This window comes from Anaerohalosphaeraceae bacterium (assembly GCA_035378985.1).
In the GTDB taxonomy this organism is placed as follows: Bacteria; Planctomycetota; Phycisphaerae; order Sedimentisphaerales; family Anaerohalosphaeraceae; genus JAHDQI01.
On record DAOSUR010000005.1, the window covers coordinates 75080 to 95438 of the forward strand.

Below are 20359 nucleotides of genomic sequence, written 5' to 3' on the forward strand. Positions count from 1 at the left end.
CCTTGACTCTCAAAAAACGGTTCAGCCCAAATGGTCTTTTCGAATCCAGAAAACGGCCGTGCCGAACCACATCAGCATCCCGGCATTCATCAAATGAAAATACATCTCCTTAGACAAGAGCCCCCCGAAGACCAGAAAGGATGGGATGAGGGAAAGGGCCAGCCCCGCAAAGGAAATCGCCTGAAGAATTCGTTTTCCTGTCGATGTCATATCTTCCGCTCCTGTTCAAGGGGATGCAGCCGCTGCTGAATCAGACTGCACACCGTATAGAGGGACACCGCAATCAGCCATGCCGGCAGCACCTGCAGAAACAAATCCGCCTTATACTGACTCAAAAAAGCCGGCAGGTACGCATTGACCCAGGCCATCGAGGCATACTGGTCTTTGGCATACAGAACAAAACAGATGCCGAACGAACCAAACCACCCCGCCGCCGCCGGCCAGCTGAGCCGAAGCCCGCGCTGCTGTGCATAGTTCCGCGCAAGCCCCAACCGCGGAAACAGCCAGTAATCAATGAAGATAAACGCTCCCAGCGGCATAAAGAAAAGCCCGTAATACGCCACAATCCGGTCCAGATAGTGCAGCACGGCCGGAATGCATGCCGTCACAATCATCAGAATCCCCGCCGCCAGCGTCACCGCCCAGCGCCGCCAGTTGGGCGTAGCCACCTGAAACGCCAGTCCGGCCCGGTACAGCGTCGGATTGGCCGTCGTCCAGCCGGCCAGCAGCACACACACAATCCCGGCATAGCCGGCCCCGAACATCGCGATATTCCCCGGTGTCGGATTGGGGTCCGCCGCCCCCGCCGCCCGCTGAGCATGAACAAACGCCGCACACAAAACGCCCGAACAAATCCATGCCAGATAATGTCCGATGAACATTCCAAACGCCGAGCAAAACCCCATCTGCCACTTGCGGGCGTATCGAAAAATTGTTACATCCCCCATTCCCATATGCTGAGCAATATTGCACAGCCAGGCCAGCCCGACACAATGCCAGAAGCGATACGTCATCTGCCCGGGATACGGCTCCCCCGTCCAGATTTTCTCATTGGCAATCTGCCAGAAATTCCCCAGTCCGGTCACCCCCAGCGACGGCAGCGACGCAATCGCCCCGGACAAAAACACAAACGGCATCCACGGCGCCACCACCTTGGCAAAATGAGCCAGCCGCTCAAATCCGAGAATGGCCAGCACGGCAATCACCGTCCCAACGCCGACGGCAATCAGCATCCAGGGGATGCTCGGCACCGTTTGCCCCGCTGCATAGTTCGGACTCGGAATCCCCAGAGGCAGCGTCACCGCCGTTGTGGAAACATTCACCATCGAGCCGGCCAAAAGACACAAAATCAGGGCAAACAGACCCGAATACACAACGGTCAGATACGGCCCGGCGATTTTGCGGATTTGCCAGTAAATCGTCAGACGCTCTTTGACGGCGATCGGGGCGCACAGAAAGGCCCAGCTCAGAACCGCCAGCAGATTCCCCAGCGCCAGCCCCCCGAACACATCAACGGCTCGGACCCCATGCATTACCAGCAGCGTCCCGAGCACAAACTCTGTTCCCGCAATGTGCTCGCTGGAAAACATCGCAATAAACGTCCGCCAGCCCTGCAGCTTGCTTTCATGAACGGGCTCCCGATCATACTCATAGAGAGCATCAAGCCGTTCAATCAGTGTGGATTTGACGTTGGAGGGAACCGAAGCCGGAGTCGATTGGGTTTTTATACTCATATCTCCCTGCACCATTCTGTGTCAGACGGCTCAGACCGCCGCCAAGCCGCACCCGATTCTATACACGCTTTCCGCTTTGTCAATGACGCTTGCCAATCCCGCCCGCAGACGCCGGCCGAAAACAGACACGCTGATTCCCCTGAACAGCTTCTTCTCCTGCGCACCGCCGGACCATTCGAGAATCACCGCTCTTTGCGGACGAATGCCTCGTCTTTTTTTCCGGCAACTTCCGCGATTCGAAGCGGTGTCTGTTTTTTTCGCCGGCCTTCTGTGTCCGCTTTGTACAGCGCCGACCGGTTCAGACGCTCCACTTCCAGAAGCCATCCCTGATAACTCGTTTGGACCTCGGACGTGTCGGCACCCGCCTGATACCGAACCTCCCCGAGCGTCTGCTGCGGCAGCCGCTGCAGGTCCTCGTAAATCCCCGCCCCCAAACCCGCCAGACAGGCCGCCCCAAAAGCCGAGACATCCTGGAACCCGATATTGATAACGTCCTTGCCGAGCAGATCCGCCAAAAACTGCAGAATAAACCGATTTTTACTGATGCCGCCGTCCACCCGCAGCTGCGACAGCGAAAGCCCGCTGCACTGCTCCATCGCGGCGAGAACATCCTGAATCTGATACGGAATGGATTCGAGGGCCGCCCGAACCAGATGGTTTTTCGTGCTGCCGAGCGTCAATCCCGTCACGGCGGCTTTTGCGTCCAGATTCCAGTACGGAGCCCCCAGTCCGCTGAACGCCGGAATCAGATACACCCCGCCGCTGTTTGAAACCGACCGGGCCATCGCTTCGCTTTCTTCGCTTTCCCGAAGCAGGCCCAGATTGTCCCGCAGCCACTGAATCGTCGCACCGCAGGAAACAATGATCCCCTCCAGTGCATAGTCCACACGCTCCCCTGCACTCCAGCAAATCGTGCTCATCATCCCGGCGGAGGACGAAACACGACGGCTTCCGGTATTCAGCAGAATGGAACAGCCGGTCCCCAGCGTGGCCTTGGCCGTTCCCGGCGCAAAACATCGTTCCCCGAAAGCCGCCGCATGAGAGTCGCCCACCAGAGCATGGATGCCGATTGGAGACGGCAGCAGCCCTTCAAAATCCGTCCGGCCGAAGGCAAACGAAGACGGCCGAACCTCCGGCAGCTTCAGCCCCGTCAGGTGAAACTGACCCAGCAGATACGGGTCCCAGCACAAACGGTCAATGTCAAAGAAAAGCGTTCGCGAGGCATTCGTATAGTCCGTGCAGTAACTTCGGCCTCCCGTCAGCTTATACAGAAGCCAGGTATCCACCGTACCGAAGAAGGCGCGGCCGCTTTGAACGGCCGTTCGAATCTCCGGACAATTCTCCATCAGCCAAACCAGCTTGGTCCCCGAAAAATAAGGGTCTGCAATCAGCCCGGTCCGACGGATGATTTCCTGCTCCAGAGACGAGCCCCGAATCCGGCTGCAAATTTCCGCGGAGCGTCGGCACTGCCAGACAACCGCCGGCCCCAGCGGCCGGCCCTGCGCATCCCACAAACAGAACGTTTCCCGCTGGTTGGAAATGCCGCACGTCCGTATCCCGCTCAAATCCGAGGAAACCTCCGCGCGAAACTGAGCCAGACAGGACCGCAGCGCGGCCAGGACATTCCGGTAGATTTCCAGCGGGTCCTGCTCCACAAACCCCGGCCGGGGATACGAAGAGCCCAGTGGTTCGGACCCTCTGGCGGCAATCCGGCCGTCCGTATCAAAGACAACCGCCTTCGTGGCACTGGTGCCCTGGTCAATTGCTAAAATGTATTCCTTTTTCATACCCGTTTCCTGTTCAACAGGGCTCGGCCGATTTCAGCAAGCCCTTCCGGCGAAATCCCGTAATAAGCCATAATGTCCAGCTGACTGCCGGTCACGGTGTCCTCATCAGGAAATCCGACGATTCGGAAGGGAACCGACACACCGGCCTGCATCAGGACAGCCGCACACGCCTCTCCCAGCCCGCCGGCACAGCTGTGCTCTTCCACCGTAACAACCGCCCCGCATTCTCGGGCGGCCCGCAGAACGGCCTCTTCATCCAGCGGTTTGACCGTATGCATACTGAGCACGCGGGCCGAAATGCCTTCGCGGGCCAGAAGGTCGCAGGCCCCCGCCGCCTGAACGACCGTCTCTCCCGTCGCAAGGAAGGCAATATCACTTCCATCGCGGACAAGCAGCGCCTTGCCCACGGTAAATTTTGTGCCGGGCCGATGCAGAGGCGGCATCGGACGTTTGCCGAAACGAAGGAAAACCGGATGGGGCATCTCGGCGGCGGCCTTGACCGCCTCGGCCGTTTCCAAATTGTCCGCAGGCACAACAATCGTGCAGTTCGGAATCGCCCTCAGCACCGCCAAATCATGCAGCGAATGGTGAGTCGAGCCGAGGGCGCCGTAGCTGACCCCGGAACTGATGCCGACCAGCTTGACCGGATGATCGGAATAACAGACATCATTCTTGATTTGCTCCAGCGAACGCGCCGTCAGAAAACTTCCCGGAGAAACGGCAAATACAATCTTGCCGGCCGAGGCCAGCCCCGCCGCAATTCCCACCAGATTCTGCTCCGCTATCCCGACTTCTATAATCTGCCCGGGCAGGGCTTGGGCAAACGGCACCAGCTTCCCGGAGCCGCGCGAATCACTGGTCACAACCAGAATATTCCGATTCTTCCTGGCCAGCGCCAGCAGCGTCTCGGAAAACACGTCCAGGTTGGCCTTCCCCGTTTCCATCACTGCAGCGCCGCTCATGGTTCCGCCTCCTCAAGCTGTGCCCGCAGCTCCTCCATCGCCCGTTCATACTCCTCATCGCTGGGGACGCCGTGGTGCCATTTGGCGTCGTTTTCCATAAAACGGACGCCCTTGCCTTTGACGGTATGGGCAATCACCGCACTGGGCCTGCCGACCTCAAAGGGCACCGAACTTAAAACCTCCCGCAGGGCCGTCACATCATGCCCGTCCACCTCCCGCACCGACCAGCCGAACGCGGCAAACTTATCCACAAGACTTTCCAGTGCACAAACCTCTTCGGTTCGGCCGGTAATCTGCAGCTGATTGCGGTCCATAATCGCCGTCAGATTGTCCAGACCGTAATGGGCCGCCGTCATCATCGATTCCCAGTTCGACCCTTCGGCCAGCTCCCCGTCCCCCAGCAGGACGAAAACACGATAGCCCAGGGCGTCCATTTTGCCGGCCAGGGCCGCCCCTGCCCCGAAAGCCAGCCCGTGCCCGAGAGCCCCGGTATTGTGTTCAATCCCCCGAATCTTCCGCGTCGGATGTCCGACATACGGCGAACGAAACCGACAGAGGGTCTCCAAATCCGATTCCGGGAAAAACCCCCGGTCCGCCAGCACCGCATACAGGGCCTCGACCGAGTGTCCTTTGCTTTGGATATAGCGGTCCCGCCGCGGGTCCTCCGCCGTTTCCGGAGAAACGTTCAACACACAATTGTACAAAACATTCAGAATATCCACGCACGAAAGACTGCCGCCCGTATGGCCGGCCCGCGCGTTCTTGATATACTTCAGCAGCCGAATGCGGTACTCCACGGATTTCCTGCGCAGCAGAGAATCCAGAGCCGCCCTTTGCATCTTTTCATCCGTTCGCTGCTCGAAACAAGGCATCATCATTCCACCCGGCGAATCCGAACCGCCATATAAGGCCTTCCCGGCAGCGGCACCGTACGCCCCGCTTTGTCCACAAACATATAATTGTCTCGTTTCTTGACTTCAAAGACGCCGTCCACGGCCGTAATTGTCATAGTCCAGGTATCAATCACCTCCGTCCGAAACTTCATCCCTTCCGAAAGCCCCGCTCGATATAATTCAAACGGCCATTCCGAAAGGGACTGTCGGCCGAAATACCCCAAGTAGTATTCCCCGCGTTTGCCTGCAAACGGATAATTCTGCCACTTATCAATCGGCTCCAGCCCTCCCGACGGCCCTTCTTCCAAAATCTTCCGCAGAAAAGCAATCCGCGGCGGGCTCTGCCCCCGCAGAACGCCGCCCTTGGCCCACCAGATCTCATCCTTCGGGTCCAGATAGGTCTCGCCGTGTCCGACATACGTGCCTGCAATCGTCCCCTCCCAAAACCGGAGAACCATCTCCTCCGCAGAAAGATTCCCCCACCGCTGCGGCAGATTGCCCTCATATTTCACTTCATCAAACACAATCGGCTTGACATAGACATCCCGATACAGAACCGCCCGCCCGAAGTCCTCCACCGCCGAGCCGTTCTGGATGCTCGCATGCGTCACCCAGGGTTTCGTATGATTGTAAAGAACCGTGCCGTTGTGAATCGAACGCAGATGCTCATACGGATCGCAGCGCTGCACAATCTGGAAAAAGCGGTCCCAATCCTCCGGCGTTTTCTCATCCATAAAATCAAACTCATTGGCCAGCGACCACCACACATTCCGAAAGGCCGCCAGCCGCGCCACCACATATCGAAGGTAGCGGTCATCCGCCTCCTTCGGCATCCGGTCAAATCCCCAATGCCCTTCATCATACGGATGAAACAGAATCAGGTCCGCCTCAATCCCCATTTCACCGAGCTGCTGAATCCGTTTTTCCAGATGACGGAAAAAGGCCGGATTGAACCGCGTAAAATCCCACCGGGACGGCGGCGTGCCCTCAAACGGATACAGCAGCGGTTCGCTTCGATTGTAGGCATACCATTTGGGGAACACGCAGAAGCGGATTTTATTGAAAGGCGATTCCGCCAGCGTCTTTAACGTCTGCTCCTGAAGCTCCATCGGCTGATGGATCCAGGCATAACAGGTTGTTCCAACCGGCCGATACGGAGTCCCGTCCGCATAGGCAAAATGAAACGTGTGGGCAACCCGAACCGGCCCATGATTGCCCCTGCCCGGCTCAACCGCCTTCACGGTGCCGGTTTTCCCCGTCAGCTGCGGCCGATTGCTCTGTGTCGTATAGGTCCACTCTCCCACGCCCGGAGGACTGAACCGAATGCGGTATATCCCGTCCCCGTCATAAAAGCCCGAAACCGTCACCGTCTTATCCCCCTGCCGAAAGGCCGCCGTCAGCTCCACATCCGCAAACGGATTCCCATCGGCAGGTCCCGCAAACGATGCCTCAAAGACGCCCCACTGCTCCACGGTGACGGGCTGTCCCCACCCGCTGATTCCCATAAACCCAACCAGCAGCACAGCCGTCATATACCGGATTGTCTTTGGCACGTTCTTCCGCAAAATGGTTTCTCTCCTGCTCGCCTTTACCGGTGATAATACAAATCCCAGCCCAGATATTTACAAACCGCCTCCTGGAGAACCTGTGCACAATGAGACCGCGCCATTGCCACATGATGCTCAAATCCGTTTTGGCAGATATGCCTCAGCAGGGCTCTCAGATTGTCCACCTGACAGACCGCAATGCCTCCATCCATCCCGAACGAATCATCGGTAAACCGCCCTTCTCCCAGGTACGACTTGATTCGGCCCTTCGTATCATCGGTGGAAATCCGGAAATACGTCATCGGCCCCGGTGCCACCTTGCCCTTAACGGCCCCGAAACATCGTTCACGGTCCAGAACCGTTCCCAACACATCCAGCTTGGAAATCTCAATCTCATTTCCCATAAACGACTTGGGATAATTGCTGCAGTGCGTGCAGACGCATTTATCCTGCTCCTGACCGAAATTGTTGTTCCAGTCCAGCAGGGCCGGAATGGAGCCGCCGGCCAGCAGCAGGGCCGCCATCGAAACCGCTCCCGTCACATCCGTTTCACAGGCGCTGGGAAGATTCCGCTCCCCCATCATCGACATTGACAGACACGTCGCACACCCATAGTGATTTTCAATGGAGTTCCAGCACTGAATCGCACTGGCATCCAGTTCATACTCCTCCATCAGCGCATCAAACACCACCGACAATTTCGCCTGCCGAAGCACACTCTCCGGCTCCACATCCGCCGGAATCCGCCCATACTTCCGAATGGCTGCCAGCTTATTTTTGACCGCCGCAGACTGCGAATCGATTGTCTGGGCCCGCGCTATCACCTCCGACAGGTCCACGGGAACGACCGTAATCCCCGCCGCCTGCAGGATTTTTTCACTGAATCGAACCGTTTGAAAGACCCACGGACGCGTCCCGAACGCCCCGACCCGCAGCGTCCGGAGTCCCTTGACTACCCGGCACACCGATGCAAAAAACCGGATATCCTGCTTAAAAATGTCACTGTCGATATCGCACGTATGCTCCGTGGTGTCCGTAAAGGGAATCTGATACTGATACAGATTGTTACAGACCGAAATCTTGCCGCAGAAGGCATCCCGCCGGCTTTTCACATCCACCTTGTCAACTTCATCATTGCACGCCTGAACCAGAACCGGCACCTTCAAATCCGCAAGCTTCAGGGTTTCTGCGACCCCCAATTCATCCCCGAAATTAGGCAGGATGACAAGAATTCCGTCAATGTCATCCCGCCTGGCCTTAAAAAGCTCCGCACAAATCTTGGCATCCGCCCGCGTCTCAATCGCCCCGGCCTTCGTCGCCTTCGCATCCGGTATTACGGCTCCGTATCCCAGCTCCTGAAGCACCGAAAGCACCTTTTTCCGCTGCCCCACAGCCAGCTGGGCATTAAAAATATTCCGGGTCCCTACGATGACCCCAAAGGTAATTTTCTTTTGCATGATTTTCATAGAGTGTCCTTAACGCTGATTTCCTTTATCTCAAGCCGCACCGACAAAAAACTCATCCTGCTCGAAAAACAAAAAATGGACAGCAGGCAGCGACTTTATTGTAAGCTTTTCTTTTCAAAGAACTTACTTATTTTTAAAAAGAAAGAAAACCTCAAATTTCGGCCGAAGGCCGATTCCTCCATTTTCCCTTTTGACTCTTTTGCCTCCCGAAACAAGCCGCTGTTTGCCGGCGCAAAAATCAAAACTCCCTTTCTGGAAGGGTATCTATGTCGAAAACATCGTATTTACAAGTCTTGTTTACAGCTTGCTCCCAATTATCCGCTATCATAATAATGTTGAAATACAATATATTCCTCCTTGATTTGAGAAATAACTTATCGTATATTTAGGTCCATGAAACACTTCAATCCCAATCGAAAAGAGTTCACACCGTATGGGTTCACGTGTGAAATGTGGGAACCCATGTTAATGAGCCGTCCCGACAAACACTCCGAAATCGAGATAAACTTTTTTGAAAAAGGAACACTAACCTATCTTTTTTGGGGAGAACGCGTGTCCATCCAAGGCGGAAGTCTTGCCCTGTTTTGGGCGGCCGTCCCCCATCAAATTGTCGATTTTTCAAAACTCAAATCATACTATGTGATTACAATTCCGCTGCCCTGGATGCTCAGCTGGGGAATGCCCGAGAAATTCGCCTCGCAGATTCTGAACGGACGGATTTTACAGGAGCCCCAGCCCTCCTCTGCGGTCAACGATAAACATCTGTTCGAACAATGGTTTCAGGATATCAATCAGAACACCGCATCCACTCGGGAAATCGTCCTGCTGGAAATCAAAGCCCGTCTGCTGCGTATGGCTTTGAACCTGGACAACAGCAAAAACCTCCCCGATTCCCCCGTCTCCAAAAGCTCCATCCGCCACGTCGGGGCCCAAAACTTCAGCAAAATTGAAACGATGGCCCGATTTATCGCCCAGCACTATACCGAACCGATTCACCTGGCCGATGTCGCCGCCGCCGTGGACCTGCATCCGGACTATGCGGCCTACGCCTTCAAAAAAACCTTCGGCATCACCATTAACAACTTTGTCATTCAGCACCGCGTCCAGCATGCCCAGCGTCTGCTGGTCACAACCAACAAAAAAGTGCTGGATATCGCTTTCGAATCCGGCTTTAACTCATTGAGCCGATTTAATACTTCCTTCAAAGAACTCTGTCACTGCACACCCAGAGAGTATCGCGAAGCGCATCAACTCACGGAGGGCTCCTGAACCCCCTCAGCCGCATCAGTTAATAAAAAATACAAATCCAAAGGCAAACAGCAATGAAACAATGGTTCTTTACGGCAGTGATTGGTTTTGTCTTGAGCGGTGCAGCAGTCCTTGCGGCGGAAACCCAAACACCCGCCGGTCAGGAAAAGACTGCCGCCTTGTCCATTGAAATTGAGGGACAGCCCTCCCCCCGGCTCCTGTATGCCTCCCAGCGGCTGCAGGAAAGTCTGAGCCGATTCGGCCCCGCCCGCATTCTTCTTGCCGGCGGCAGACTAGACAAAATCGAAGGCGGCAGAAGCCCCGAGGGTTTTCATCTGTACCGGGATGAGAAAGGCACCTACTGCATCCGCGGCTTCGGCGATTCCGGTGCCCTCTATGGTGCCCTCGAGCTCATCGACCGGGTCAACGAAGCAGGTCGATGGCCGCAAACCCTCGACATCACCGATGCACCCGACTTCCGTCTTCGCGGCCCCTGTATCGGAATGCAGCTGACCTATATCCTGCCGGGCCGGGAAACCTATGAATATCCCTACACGCCGGATTACTTCCCCTTCTTTTACGACAAGGACCAGTGGCTGGAGTTCCTCGACTTCCTCGTGGACAACCGGATGAACACCCTGTACCTGTGGAACGGCCATCCCTTCGCCTCCCTGGTCAAACTCGAGGACTACCCGTATGCCCTCGAAGTCTCGGAGGAAGTCTATCAGCGCAACGCAGAGATGTATCGTTTCCTGACAGAGGAGGCGGACAAACGCGGCATCTGGGTCATCCAGATGTTCTACAACATCTTCGTCTCCAAACCCTTTGCCGAACACCACAGCATCCCCACGCAGCATGCCGCCCCCACCCCGCTGATTGCCGACTACAACCGAAAATCCATCACCCAGTTCATCAAAACCTACCCCCACGTGGGACTGCTGGTCTGTCTGGGCGAGGCCCTGCGCGGACAGGAAAACCAGGAGGCCTGGCTGAACGAAACCATTATCCCCGCCGTCAAAGACGCCATGGCCGCCCTCGGCAAAACGGAAGAACCCCCGATTCTCATCCGGGCCCACACCATCGGAGACGTTCGCCACCTGATGGAATCTGCTCTCAAACACTACTCCAATCTCTACACCATGGCCAAGTACAACGGCGAATCCCTCACCACCTACGAGCCGCGAGGACGCTGGCAGCAGGTGCATCTGGATATGAGCCGTCTCGGGTCCGCCCATGTGGTTAACATCCATCTGCTTTCCAATCTGGAGCCCTTCCGCTACGGGGCAACAGATTTTATCCGCCGCTGCGTGCTGGCCTGCCGAGAGCGTCTGGGAGCGCAGGGTGTACACCTGTACCCCCTGACCTACTGGGACTGGCCTTATTCCCCCGACAAAACCAGTCCGTACCTCAAGCAGATTCAGCGGGACTGGATTTGGTTTGAGGCCTGGGCCCGTTATTTATGGCGGATGGACCGGGATCCCCAGCAGGACCGGCAGTACTGGCTCCGGCGGCTGACCGACCGCTACGGAACCCCGCAGGCGGCCGAATGCATCCTGACGGCCTACAATGAATCCGGATACTGCGCTCCCCTGCTGCTCCGGCGCTTCGGCATCACCGAAGGCAACCGCCAGACCCTCTCGCTGGGGATGTTCCTCGATCAGCTGGTCAATCCCAAACCCTATAACCCCGTCAGCGGCCTGTGGGAATGGTTTGCCCCGCCCGGCGAACGGCTGGAGGAGTATGCCCGAAAGGAATGGGCCGGCGAACCCCACGAAGGCGAAACCCCGATTACAGTCATTGAAGAAGCCGTCCGCCGCTCCGAGGCAGCTGTGCAGGCGGTTGAAAAAGCGGCTCCCTCCGTCACCCGCAATCGGGACGAGTTCGAACGGCTTCGAAATGACATCGCCTGCATCGACCTGATGAGCCGGTTCTATGCCGAGAAGGTCCGGGCTGCTATCCTGGTGCTGGATTATAATTACAGCCGCAATCCGGACCGCATGCGCAAGGCCGAAGAACACCTCAAAAAAAGCCTCGAATTCTACCGGGCTCTCACGGAACGGACCGCCCGATTCTACCGCTACGCCAACAGTCTCCAAACGGGCCACCGCCGCATCCCCATTCGGGGAATGAAGGGCGATTCCCCCTACTACTATCACTGGGAGCACATGCTGCCGCTCTACGAGAAGGAACTCCAGGAGTTTCAGGCACGCCTGGCCGAACTGTCCGACGGCAAACCGCAGACCGTTCAAAACATCCCCCGGCTTCAGGGCGTCCCCTTTGAACTCCTCAGCAAAGACTGCCAAACTTACGAAGTGCGTATCGGCGCCAAACCCTTCCTCGACCGCGAGTACCGCATCCTCCAGCTGGCGCAGGAGCTCGAAGGCCTCACCGGCATCCGTCTGTCCCATACAGCAGGCAAAAACGGTCAGCTGGGTCCCGTCCGCCTGAAAACCCAAACCCCCGTGCAGATTCTTGTCGGTTATTTCAATGAAGACCGGTCTATCTGGGCAAAACCGCCCAATCCGGACCTCGACAGTCAGGCCGCCAAATACGGCGGCGTCGAATGCACCCTGCAGAACGCCCTGCAAATTGAAGAAACGCCGGGGGTTAACATCCATCTCTTCACATTCCCCGCAGGCGAAATTGCCTTCGACCCGCGCAGCCCGGGCAGCTTCCTGATTCTCGGCATCATCCCGGCCGATGCAAAAGTGCCGCCGCGCGACGCCGGAATCCCGCCGGGACGGATGTGAACGCATCCCTTCAGGTGCGATAGGGTTCTATCTGGTCGGCAAGTTCTTCCATCTGACGGGCCGTGATGGGCTTTCCGCCGGCCGTGGTAACCGTCAGATACACTCCCTTCGGACCAACGGCATCCAGCAGCGGGATCACCTCTTCCGCATCCAGATTGGCCGCCCAGACGGCCTTGCCCGCCCGGAGGATTTTCCTGTACAGGTCATACCAGTGCGGCGAGCCCCCCGGCGGAACCTGCGGGTCCGGCGTCCATTCAATCGCCTTTAAGCCCTCAATCGCCAACAGAGAATCCACACACGCCAGACACTGATGCCCGTCCACATGAAACATCGAATAATCCAGATACTCCACGGACTGCTTCAGATACGGCACGACAAACTCGTCAAACATCTTCGGAGAAATCATCACCGCCGTATCGCACTGAAGCAGGCCTGTCTTGCCCGGCCCCCACAGCATAAAATAGCCGAAGGCCATGCTGCCGTCTTCGTCTTTGAGAATCTCATACAAATCGTCAAACACCTGCCGGTACGCCGTTTCAATCTCCTGCAGCTTCTGATGAACCCACGCCGGACGCTCGAGCATATCCACCAGCAAATCTTCCGTCCCGCGCACCGCCGCCAGCACATCGAGGTTGGAAATGATCGCAGGCATCCCCACAAAATAATGCCCTCCGCTTCGGGCGGCCGTCGCCCGAAGGACCGCCTTCAGCATCCGGCTGTAAGGGGCATCCGGATTGTATCGAAGCGGCGGATGGTTTTCCGGGTCGGCAATGCACGGATGATACCAGATGTTCTCCTTTTCGTACTTCGGGACAGCCCCCAGAAAAGACGCCAGCGTCACCGTGCCGATATCCGGCCAGGCCACCGGCAGCATATCCGCCGGCCAGACCTTATGCGCCATTTCATAATGAATCCGTTCCGCTACCCGATTCGGGTCCGTATGGTACTGCTCCGCATCAACCGCCGCCGCAGGCTGAGGAACATCCTCGTGCGGCGGGCCGTCTCCGTCAAGCCCCGTGCCCCAGCTTCCCAGCACCAGCCCGCGGCCCGCCCACCAGTCCAGAAAATGCTGACGGGTTTGCGGCCAGTTCGTCTTCCAAAGCGGTTTCATAGAAGTCGATTCCGTCAATCGGTCTCAGACAAAGGTCGAATATCGCGATAGGCCTCTTCCAGTCCGGCGGCGTCCGCAATCGCCTGGGCCTCCGGCGACCACGGCGGCGCATCCGGTTCCACAACCGTTCGCGTAATCGTACACCGCGTCCCTTCACTGCGATACCGGTCCGCCTTCACATAGTTGCGGTCGATCTCCATATCCCGGCAGGCCGGCGTCCAGATATGCAGCCATAATCCCTCCCGATCATCCGAAAAGCCGGGCCTGTTGAGAATCACATTCTGATAAATCCTCCAGTATGCCGACCCGTCATCCGGATAAATGCACCGGGGGCCGTCATAGCAGTAATTGTAGGCAATTTCCGACCCCGGCTGTTCCCCAAGCACATAAAGAATCCCCCCGTCCCGTAATGCCCGATGTGTGCGGCCGATGCGGTTGTACAGAATCCCGTTATTTTTGGCTGTCGTCGAGGGGGGAATCCCGGCATTGCCCCACCACCACCCCAGCGCCAGCCCCCCATACGGCGTATCGCTGATTTCGTTATGAACAATCTTGACATTCTGGACAAAAAAGCCGGTCATCCCCTCCACCTGCCGAAAGTCCAGACACACATCCCGAATGTAGTTGTTGGCAATCAGGATATTGCTGCAAACCCCCTCTACCCCCGGCGGAAACTGCTCCCCGTCCCCGATTCGGTAATGCTGAGGATGCCCGACATTGATCGAAGTCCCCATCAGGTCGAGAAACGTATTGCCGACCGCCTCGGCCTCCGCCACATCATTTTCAAAACTCAGCGCCGCCGCACTGCCCAGATGCACAAATCGGTTTCGCTCAAACCGTATCCGCTCCGCATTGCATACATTGACAGTCCCTTTGGGAATCGTAATGTCATTGTAATGATTGCGATGCCAGTTGCCCTCCGGAATATACCGCGTAAACTGAGTCAGGCTCTGCACACTCACCCACCCGCGGGAGTCCCCCAGAGAAGACAGAAGATAATCATCATACGCAAACGTCAGCCCGTAAAACTCCAGATTCCGCACCCGCCGGGATATCCCCTCGCCCTGAATCCTGACAAGCCCTTCCACAGCCGGGGCATACACCTCCGCCGTGGTCATATCCTCTCCGCGGGAATAATAGTACAGCATCTGCTCCTGCTGGTCGAAGTAAAACTCCCCCGGCTCATCCAGCAGTTCAAATGCATTGCGGACATAGATAGGGCGGTCAGGACGTGGGACGGCCCGAAACGGCACCCAGCTCATATTCATCGCAATCGCTGCGTACGGCTGCTGAAGCACAGCGACTGTATGGCCGTCTTCGGAAAACATCCGGTTGACACACACAATCGGCTCACTCCAGACATTCGTCTGAACCAGCTCGACATTGTGAGGATTTTTATAAACGCCGACATCCTCCGCCCGAAATCGAATCCCGGCAGGGTGCGTTCCGGAGGCACGGGCCCACGGCTCCCGGCCGGTGATGACGAATGTCCCGTACCCGCCCTGGGCGACAACCCCCTCGGTCTTTCGGGCCATCACGGCCCTTTTGCCGTTGACATAAAGCGCCCGAAGCTTTCGGTCCCGCACCAGCGGCGCCTTCCAGATATCGCCTTGATGCCGCCGCCACCCGGTCACCCGCACCGCCCCGCTTAAGACCGGTTATTCTCCCGGATACGCCCGGCAGCGAATCCAGTGCCCGTTCGTGCCCGAATCCTCCGGGGTCAGCACGAAGGGCCTCTCCAGCGGATAGACCCCGCCGCGAAGATAAACGACGATATCCTGCTGCATATTCTTGTTGAGCCGCCGAATCCGGTCGCGTGCCTGCTCCAGCGTCCGCCACGGCCGCTCCGCCGTCCCTTCCGCTCGGTCATCTCCGTCCGGCGCAACATAAAACTCCATCGACCCCGACGACGGCAGAATGGCACAGCCGACCCCCAGAATCACTGCCAGAAAACCTGCAGCGCCGGCCTGCACCCACCCGATCGCCGCTTTTTTGCCCTGCTGGTTCATTTTCATTGGGCCCCCATCCCGAACTGAAAAAACAGATACAACCCGATCATCACCGCCGCCAGAATCCCCCATCCGAGAAAGCCGGCCTTCCCAAGCCCCGGATTTTCCCGATACGTCTGACGCAGCATCGGCAGCGGCGTTTCCGTAGCACTGTGCCGCGTCACACAAGACGCCGATATCATAAAAAGTCCAATCCCCACGAACAAATAAAACGACAGCAGAAGAAAGTGCGGGAAAATATCCTCCCCCCTCTCGTTCGCAAAAACATTGGTAATATCGCAGACCCCGATGGTCAGGGAAACCGCCGAGCCGACAATCAGGGTCAGCAGGGCTGCCTTGGCCGTCGAGCGCCTCCAGAAAATCCCCAGCACAAAAACCGCCGCCACCGGCGGAGCCATATACCCGATAATCCCCTGAAACAGATTAAACAGATTTGTTCCCTCCACCCGGCTCAGAAACCAGGCAATCCCAACCGCCAGCAGCGCCGCCGCAAACGTGGTGATGCGCCCGACCTGCTTTGACCGATGCTCCGACGCCGTCGGCGCAATCCAGCGTTTGTAAATGTCCAGCGTAAAAATCGTGCTGAAGGAATTGAGCCCCGAATCCAGTGTCGAAATCACGGCGGCCACCAAAACCGAAATCATCAATCCAACCAGACCGCTGGGCAGAAAGGTGCTGACCATCCTCAGAAATACCTGTTTGTCATCCGGTATCCCCGGCAGCAGCTGAGCCGCCAGAATCCCCGGCAGCAGAAAAAGAAACGGCGGAAGGATTTTCAGAAACGCCGCAAACAAAGTGCCCCCCTGGCCCTGCTTCAAATCCCGCGCCCCCAGAGCCCGCTGGACAATCGTCTGGTCCGAACACCAGAACCACAGCGACAAAACCGGATACCCGAGCACAAATGCATACCAGGGATTGTCGGAACCGGCCGGATGCAGCAGTTTCCAAGTCAGCTCCGCAGGCACGGAAACGCATCGAATCTGAGCCAGTGCCGAAAACGGCTCCAGCCGCCCCGCCGCAATCACGGTTAAAAGTGCAGCCCCCACAATCATCAAAACAGACTGAAACGAATCCGTCACCATCACCGCCGCCAGCCCTCCGGCAATCGTAAAACTGGCCGATACGGCCGCCAGCAGCCACACACAGGGCATCAGGTCCCACCCCAGAAACTGCGACAGAAGCGCCCCGCCGGCAAACAGCGTCCCCCCAATCCACAAAACCGCAATCCCCAGCAGAGAATAAAACGTCATAAACGTATAGCAGCCCGGCCCGAAACGCTTCTTGAGAAACTCCGGCATCGTGGAGATTTTCGTATGCAGGTAAAACGGCAGAAAAACCATGCCCAGCAGAAACAGAAAGACCCACGCCATCCATTCATAATTGGCCGTGACCATCCCGGTCGTATAGCCGGCCCCGCACGAGGCGATTAAAAATGTCGGGCCGATGTTCGTGCCGAAAATGCTCAAACCCACATTCCCCCACCCCATCGAGCGGTCCCCCAGAAACAAATCCTCGCTCCGGCGGCGCCGATAACTCACAAAACCGCCGATAGCCAGCAGCGCCGCCAAATACCCCCCGAAAACCCACATATCCAGCGGATGCATCACAACTCCGGCCGCCAAAATCCACGCCGGATTACCCATTCTTGGACTCCTTTTGGGCCGCTGACTCTGCTACGGGAAACATCGGCGACCAAATCTCCTTTTCCCCCGGCAGCGGTTTCTGACAGGGACCCGTCTGAGCCCACCACCGCTGATTGACCGGATCCTGCTGGTTCATCCGGTCATCTTTCTCAAAATCGCTCCCCATATACTCCAGATAGAAAAACTCATACAGCGTATCCCCGATTTCCGCCAGAAAGATGCAGAAGTTTCGGTTGTTCCCGCGAATCATCTGGTCCACCACGCCCGGCCAGACGGTCTGGTGCAGACTGCGGTATTCACTTTCCTTTTCCGGCCGAATCGTCGTCACCATCGACAGAACCTGCGACGGAGCCCCCTCCACATTCAGGCCCCGGATATAATTAATCCATTCCGCCTGCAGCCAGCACCGCCCATACCGCACCGCCCGCGGATGGGGCTCAATCAGCTCCTTCAGCTCCGGCGTGATGCTCTCAAAGGCCTCCGCCGCCGTCAGATAGGGTTTTCCGCCTGCATACTGAAACACAACCAGAAACCAGGTTTCCCCCTGAATCTGCCGCCGAAACGCCGCCGGATTCGAAATCCCCGCCCGCAGCATCCGCACATTCTCCTTGTCCGTGCAGACCTTCAAAAGCTCCTCGGCCAGCTGGACCTCCCGCCCCGCCTTGGCACGGGCCAGCAGCCCCGCATACGTAGGTTTGCCCGACAGCAGGTAGTTCTCATACGGAGAAAACGCAAACGCATCCGCAAAGCCGAGCACCGCTATTGCCGTCGGCACAATCCACCTGAAATGTCTCATCGCTCATCTCCTTTCTTCCGCCGGCTCAAGTTCCAAAGGCACCTGCACGCCGGCCGAATCAATCCGATACACCCGGTCATAAATCTTTATGTCCACAGGGGCGCCTTCCTTCAGCCGAAACCGCGCCTGTGTTCTGTCCACTTCCGCTTCAATCAGACGCCCCCGATAATGCACCTGGAACCGGTACCGCTTCCAGGCCGAGGCAATCTGCGGTCGAAACGACAGCACCGCACCGTCGCTGCGCATCCCGCCGTACCCGCAGACCAGGTTCGCCCACACCCCCGCCGCCGACGTCGCATGAAGCCCCTGCTCCGTGTTGCGGTTGTAGTTGTCCAGGTCCAGCCGGGCCGCATAGGTAAAAAACGCATAGCCCTCCTCGGCCTTTCCCAATTCCAGCGCCAAAATCGAGTGCAGCGACGGCGATAAAGACGACTCGTGAATCGTCCGGGCCTCATAAAACTCATAATTCGCCCGTTTTTCCTTGAGAGTAAAATCTTCACTGAAGAAAAACATATGATTCAGCACATCCGGCTGCTTGATCATATTCTTCCGAAAGATGCGAATGTAGGCCCAGTTCTTGTAAATGGGAATCTCGCTCATCGGAATCTTATCCACTTCCACATGCGGCAGGTCAAAATAGCCGGCGTGCTGCTCAAAAACGCCTGTCCTGGGGTCCTGATGAATCCGCATCTTTTCAGCCATCCGTCTCCAGTCCTCCGGTTCGCCCGCCTCCAGCCCGACCTTCTGAACGACGGTCTGATACTTATCCGGCGCCTCCCGCTTCATCTCCTCCAGCACCTCCAGCGTATAGAGGAAAATCTTCTTGGCCAGGTAATTGGTGTAAAAGTTGTGATTGACCATCATATGAAACTCATCCGGCCCCATCACACCGTACAGACCGAAATCCCCGTTCAAAGGACTCCAGTCCCCCGCACTGGCGAAAAATCGGGATATCTGAAGCAGCATCTCGATGCCTTCCCGATACAGAAACTCCTTGTCGCCGGTCACATGGACATACTGCCAAATCGCATACCCGACCGCCCCGCTGATATGATGCTCCAGGTCCACATGCTGCCAGGTGCCCGAGTCTTCATACCCCGAAACTGTGGCAAACGGATAGCGTGCCCCTCGGCAATCCAGCTCCCTTGCCCGCCGAAGCGCCTCCGGCAGCGTATGATAGCGGTACATCAGGAGATTCTTTGCCGCTTCCGGATTGGCAAACAAATGAAACCGATGGCAGTAGATTTCCGTATCCCAGAACGCCCAGCCGAAATACACCTCCCCCGTCATCCCCTTGCACAGCGGATTCAGCCGCGGATTCTCTCCGTGATAGGTCTGATAGCACGACAGAATGGAAAACCGCACCCCCTGCAGCGTCTCGTCATCCCCTTCAATATCAATCCCGAAACGCTCCCAGACACGCTCCATAAACGCTGTATGCCGCCGGCGAGCTTCCTCAAAGCTCACGCCTGCATATTTATCAGCCAGGGCACACCCCTGCTCCCAGACCGCCTCTGTATCACTGTTCTTTTCCCAGTGATTGACAACGATTTTCTCTATCCAGGCCGGCTGGTTTTCTTCCAGCGGCAGGGAAAATTGAAGGCCGATGAACTTCTCCCGACTCTCGACCCGCGGACAAACCGGACGTCCCGTCCGCATCCAAAAGCTTGAAAACAGCGGAAAACCCGTCCCCTTTGTCCGGGCCAGAATGCGGCATCCAGCCTCGTCTGAATCTTTCCGAACCTCCCGCCAGAAATTCTCTCCTTTCGCTGAATCCGCCGACCCGGTTGTCTGGGTCTGCGTCCAGCCGGAGGCAATTTCATAGCGGGGATTAAAATCAAGTCCGAGCATAATCTCGGCCTGCCCCGAAAAATTCAGCGGCTTGAACACAATCCGCTGGCAGCCCATTTTCGTCATGTCCATATTCAGAAAACGCGTAAATGCCACGTGAACCTGTCGGCCGGACGAAAGATGCCAGACAAACTCCCGCGTATAAACCAGCGTCTTCATATCCAGAACCCGCCGGAATCCGCTGATTCGCGATACGGCAAGGTCCAGCGGTTCTCCGTCAATCCGGATGCGGGTGTACAGCCAGTCCACCGCCGTAATCATCGCACCGCCGCGGGTAATCATCCCCTTGAAAAACTGGTCATGCTGAATCGGCAGGTAGTCGTAGAGATGATTGAAATAACTGCCCAGCAGATGGTCGCCGCTGTAGCCCTCCTCGAAATAGCCCCGCACCCCCATATATTCATTGCCCAGCGAAAAAATCGATTCACTGAGCCGCTGTTTTTCCGGATGAAATCCTTCCTCTGTGATGGTCCAGGGGTCGCCTCCGTAAATCCGTTCCGGATGTTTCGCCAAATGCATAACTCTCCCGTTTCAAAGAAATTCGCCCGCTCACAAGACTGCGG

General features: G+C 57.1%; 16 protein-coding genes. 2 read left to right on the forward strand and 14 right to left on the reverse strand.

Translation table 11 applies throughout. The annotated features are described in order from the left end of the window. Positions 1 to 21 precede the first annotated feature (21 nt). The 8 genes from PKY88_05430 to PKY88_05465 are packed head-to-tail and all read right to left on the reverse strand — an operon-like array spanning position 22 to position 8388. Positions 22 to 210: a hypothetical protein gene (locus PKY88_05430; protein ID HOQ04636.1), complete on the reverse strand. Its 189-nt coding sequence runs from the start codon at positions 208 to 210 to the stop codon at positions 22 to 24. Continuing rightward, on the reverse strand, positions 207 to 1733 hold the full coding sequence (locus PKY88_05435) for a hypothetical protein (protein ID HOQ04637.1): 1527 nt from the start codon (positions 1731 to 1733) through the stop codon (positions 207 to 209). Before PKY88_05435 ends, PKY88_05430 begins: the two co-directional genes overlap by 4 nt. 30 nt (positions 1734 to 1763) lie before the next feature. Continuing rightward, entirely contained in the window at positions 1764 to 1919 is a 156-nt protein-coding gene (locus PKY88_05440; protein ID HOQ04638.1) for a hypothetical protein, read from the reverse strand. Continuing rightward, positions 1916 to 3520, reverse strand: a complete 1605-nt coding sequence (gene glpK, locus PKY88_05445; protein HOQ04639.1) for a glycerol kinase GlpK — start codon at positions 3518 to 3520, stop codon at positions 1916 to 1918. Before glpK ends, PKY88_05440 begins: the two co-directional genes overlap by 4 nt. Beyond that, positions 3517 to 4482 carry a transketolase C-terminal domain-containing protein gene (locus tag PKY88_05450; GenBank protein HOQ04640.1) on the reverse strand — a complete coding sequence of 322 codons (966 nt, stop codon included), beginning with the start codon at positions 4480 to 4482 and terminating at the stop codon, positions 3517 to 3519. The genes glpK and PKY88_05450 overlap by 4 nt, the downstream gene beginning before the upstream one ends. Then, on the reverse strand, positions 4479 to 5360 hold the full coding sequence (locus tag PKY88_05455) for a transketolase (protein ID HOQ04641.1): 882 nt from the start codon (positions 5358 to 5360) through the stop codon (positions 4479 to 4481). Before PKY88_05455 ends, PKY88_05450 begins: the two co-directional genes overlap by 4 nt. Further along, the gene (locus PKY88_05460; protein HOQ04642.1) at positions 5357 to 6928 is read right to left on the reverse strand and encodes a DUF5060 domain-containing protein; all 1572 of its coding nucleotides are present in this window, start codon (positions 6926 to 6928) and stop codon (positions 5357 to 5359) included. Before PKY88_05460 ends, PKY88_05455 begins: the two co-directional genes overlap by 4 nt. A gap of 35 nt (positions 6929 to 6963) precedes the next feature. After that, the gene (locus tag PKY88_05465; protein ID HOQ04643.1) at positions 6964 to 8388 is read right to left on the reverse strand and encodes a hypothetical protein; all 1425 of its coding nucleotides are present in this window, start codon (positions 8386 to 8388) and stop codon (positions 6964 to 6966) included. Positions 8389 to 8940: 552 nt separating this feature from the next. Between PKY88_05465 and PKY88_05470 the strand changes: the two genes are divergently transcribed. Together PKY88_05470 and PKY88_05475 are read left to right on the forward strand one after the other, a co-directional pair. Beyond that, positions 8941 to 9657: a helix-turn-helix domain-containing protein gene (locus tag PKY88_05470; protein HOQ04644.1), complete on the forward strand. Its 717-nt coding sequence runs from the start codon at positions 8941 to 8943 to the stop codon at positions 9655 to 9657. A gap of 53 nt (positions 9658 to 9710) precedes the next feature. Then, positions 9711 to 12386, forward strand: coding sequence for a hypothetical protein (locus PKY88_05475; GenBank protein HOQ04645.1), 2676 nt, complete (start codon positions 9711 to 9713; stop codon positions 12384 to 12386). 10 nt (positions 12387 to 12396) lie between these two features. Here the strand turns inward: PKY88_05475 and PKY88_05480 are convergent, their stop codons facing one another. From PKY88_05480 to PKY88_05505, 6 genes are read right to left on the reverse strand one after another with little or no spacing between them, the layout of a single operon-like run. Then, positions 12397 to 13497 (reverse strand): hypothetical protein, encoded by a 1101-nt coding sequence (locus tag PKY88_05480; GenBank protein HOQ04646.1) that lies wholly within the window; start codon positions 13495 to 13497, stop codon positions 12397 to 12399. A 14-nt stretch (positions 13498 to 13511) separates the two neighbouring features. Next, a complete protein-coding gene (locus PKY88_05485; protein ID HOQ04647.1) occupies positions 13512 to 15131 on the reverse strand; it encodes a right-handed parallel beta-helix repeat-containing protein in 1620 nt (539 codons plus the stop codon). Between the two features lie 24 nt (positions 15132 to 15155). Beyond that, positions 15156 to 15512, reverse strand: coding sequence for a hypothetical protein (locus PKY88_05490; protein ID HOQ04648.1), 357 nt, complete (start codon positions 15510 to 15512; stop codon positions 15156 to 15158). Beyond that, complete coding sequence (locus tag PKY88_05495) at positions 15509 to 17149, reverse strand: sodium/solute symporter (protein HOQ04649.1); 1641 nt, start codon at positions 17147 to 17149, stop codon at positions 15509 to 15511. The genes PKY88_05490 and PKY88_05495 overlap by 4 nt, the downstream gene beginning before the upstream one ends. Next, the gene (locus PKY88_05500; protein HOQ04650.1) at positions 17142 to 17945 is read right to left on the reverse strand and encodes an L-rhamnose mutarotase; all 804 of its coding nucleotides are present in this window, start codon (positions 17943 to 17945) and stop codon (positions 17142 to 17144) included. The genes PKY88_05495 and PKY88_05500 overlap by 8 nt, the downstream gene beginning before the upstream one ends. Before the next feature lie 3 nt (positions 17946 to 17948). Next, complete coding sequence (locus tag PKY88_05505; GenBank protein HOQ04651.1) at positions 17949 to 20315, reverse strand: glycosyl hydrolase family 65 protein; 2367 nt, start codon at positions 20313 to 20315, stop codon at positions 17949 to 17951. Positions 20316 to 20359: the final 44 nt, after the last annotated feature.

Bases quoted from the DNA above. Each gene is read 5' to 3' on its own strand.
- PKY88_05430 (HOQ04636.1), bottom strand. From the start codon at position 210: ATGACATCGACAGGAAAACGAATTCTTCAGGCGATTTCCTTTGCGGGG.
- PKY88_05435 (HOQ04637.1), bottom strand. From the start codon at position 1,733: ATGAGTATAAAAACCCAATCGACTCCGGCTTCGGTTCCCTCCAACGTC.
- glpK (HOQ04639.1), bottom strand. From the start codon at position 3,520: ATGAAAAAGGAATACATTTTAGCAATTGACCAGGGCACCAGTGCCACG.
- PKY88_05450 (HOQ04640.1), bottom strand. From the start codon at position 4,482: ATGAGCGGCGCTGCAGTGATGGAAACGGGGAAGGCCAACCTGGACGTG.
- PKY88_05455 (HOQ04641.1), bottom strand. From the start codon at position 5,360: ATGATGATGCCTTGTTTCGAGCAGCGAACGGATGAAAAGATGCAAAGG.
- PKY88_05465 (HOQ04643.1), bottom strand. From the start codon at position 8,388: ATGAAAATCATGCAAAAGAAAATTACCTTTGGGGTCATCGTAGGGACC.
- PKY88_05475 (HOQ04645.1), top strand. From the start codon at position 9,711: ATGAAACAATGGTTCTTTACGGCAGTGATTGGTTTTGTCTTGAGCGGT.
- PKY88_05480 (HOQ04646.1), bottom strand. From the start codon at position 13,497: ATGAAACCGCTTTGGAAGACGAACTGGCCGCAAACCCGTCAGCATTTT.
- PKY88_05490 (HOQ04648.1), bottom strand. From the start codon at position 15,512: ATGAAAATGAACCAGCAGGGCAAAAAAGCGGCGATCGGGTGGGTGCAG.
- PKY88_05495 (HOQ04649.1), bottom strand. From the start codon at position 17,149: ATGGGTAATCCGGCGTGGATTTTGGCGGCCGGAGTTGTGATGCATCCG.
- PKY88_05500 (HOQ04650.1), bottom strand. From the start codon at position 17,945: ATGAGACATTTCAGGTGGATTGTGCCGACGGCAATAGCGGTGCTCGGC.
- PKY88_05505 (HOQ04651.1), bottom strand. From the start codon at position 20,315: ATGCATTTGGCGAAACATCCGGAACGGATTTACGGAGGCGACCCCTGG.